This is a genomic window from Mesorhizobium sp. B2-6-1 (assembly GCF_006440475.1).
GTDB lineage: Bacteria > Pseudomonadota > Alphaproteobacteria > Rhizobiales > Rhizobiaceae > Mesorhizobium.
The window spans coordinates 1-1,655 of sequence record NZ_VFUH01000033.1 but is presented as its reverse complement, the minus strand read 5'-3'; the positions used below and the strand labels follow the sequence as shown (position 1 = coordinate 1,655).

1 protein-coding gene is annotated in these 1,655 nt (G+C 65.9%); it reads right to left on the bottom strand.

What is annotated here, in order from left to right:
- A partial coding sequence (locus FJ443_RS31395; RefSeq protein ID WP_246681293.1) for a DUF5801 repeats-in-toxin domain-containing protein occupies nt 1-1,655 on the bottom strand: 1,655 nt, incomplete at both ends.

Here is a 1,655-nt window from a genome sequence, read left to right as displayed (position 1 = left end):
TCATCCTCGAAGACGATGGTCTGGGAGATGTCGGCGCTTTGTGTGACGTGGTCGCCGTCGCCATCGGTCGCCGTGACGGTGACCGAGACCGAGCCGGCGCCGAGCGCGATGCCCTCGTCGTTGCTGCTGGTGTCGGGATGGTGGAGCGAGACGTATTGCGCAACCGCGACCTGGCCGGTGGCGGCATCGACATGCAGGGCGAAGGCGACCTTGTCGGTGGCGGTAACGCCGTTGTTGTTGGCGTCATAGACGCCGATGATGTGGCCGTGGCCGTCGTTGAACAGCGAGATTGCGTGGCCATCGGTGGTCTTCAGGCCGGAATCCACGCCCGTATTGCTGGCAAGGGTGAGCGCATAGACGAGCGAAGCTTTCGCTGCCGGTCCGTCGGCGCCGAACAGCGCCGTGGCGTTCACGACGCCGCCGCTGCCTTGCGCATATTGGTGCAGCGGCATGTCGGGATCGGTCCCGGCATTGACGCCGGCAAACAGGGCCGCCACGGCAGGATCGGTGGTGTCGTCGGAATCGGCATCGACACCTGCGGTCTCGTCGATAACGATGATGTCGCCGACCTTGATGTTGGCAAGGAAGGTGCCGGTGTTGTCGCCCTGTTCGCCGATTTCACGGAACGTCAGTGAGTTGTCGCCGGCCGTCGCCGTGACGTCGATGGCGATGGTCTGCATGACGCCCGACGTGGGATCGTAGGTTCCGACCGAGACGCCGTTCCACAGCACTTCGAGCTTGGCGCTGTGTAGGAGGCTGGTGTCGTTGGCGGCGCCGATCTCGAAGGAGATGCGGTATTCGCCGGCGCTGAGGCCATGCAGCGTCTGCGAGATCTGGATGTTGCCGGGGCTGGCCTCGAGGTCGACCATAACGCTGTTGGTCGGGCTGTCTGCACCGCGATAGCCGTCACCGACCTTCTGCAATTCGATGCTGCTGGCGCCCTCGTAAGGCGAGGCCGTGACGGTCCAGGCGCCGGCGGGACCGGTCGTGGTGCCGCTGCCCGCACCCCAGGCGTCGCCATTGGGAACGAAGCCGTCCAGGAACAGGCCGTTCAAGGCACCGTTCGGCTGCGAGATGGTCAGGCTCGGGCCATCGTCGTCGAAGCTGATCTGGCCCGAGACATCGGCGCTGGCGCTGGCGGTGTCGCCGTCGCCATCCGTGACGGTCACGCTCACTGCGACCGAATGCGAGCCCAGCACCACCGTGTCGTCCGGATTGGAGGCGTTCGAATGATGAAGCGACAGATATTGCTCGACGGTCACCTTGCCGGTGGCCGGATCGATCGACAGCGCGAACGCCGCATCGCCACTGAACATGCCGCCCTGGACGACGCCGACGACGACGCCGTTGGCCAGCGTCTGCAAGGTGATCAGCGAGCCGTCGGTGACGGCAAGGCCGGAGACCGCATTGGTGACGCTTAGCGCATAGACGGTGCTGCCCGAAACGGCCGGACCGTCGGCGCCGAACAGCGCCGTGATGTTGACGAAGGCACTGTCGCTGGTGCCGTGCGCGATCGCGCCGGTGCCGCCGACATCGGGATCCTCGCCCTTGGTGACCGTACCAGTGTCGATCCCAGCCGGGGTGCTCGTGGTCGCCGTCTCGTCAAGCGCTACCGTAACGCCGGTGGCGGCGACAGCCGTCACCTTCGGCCCGTC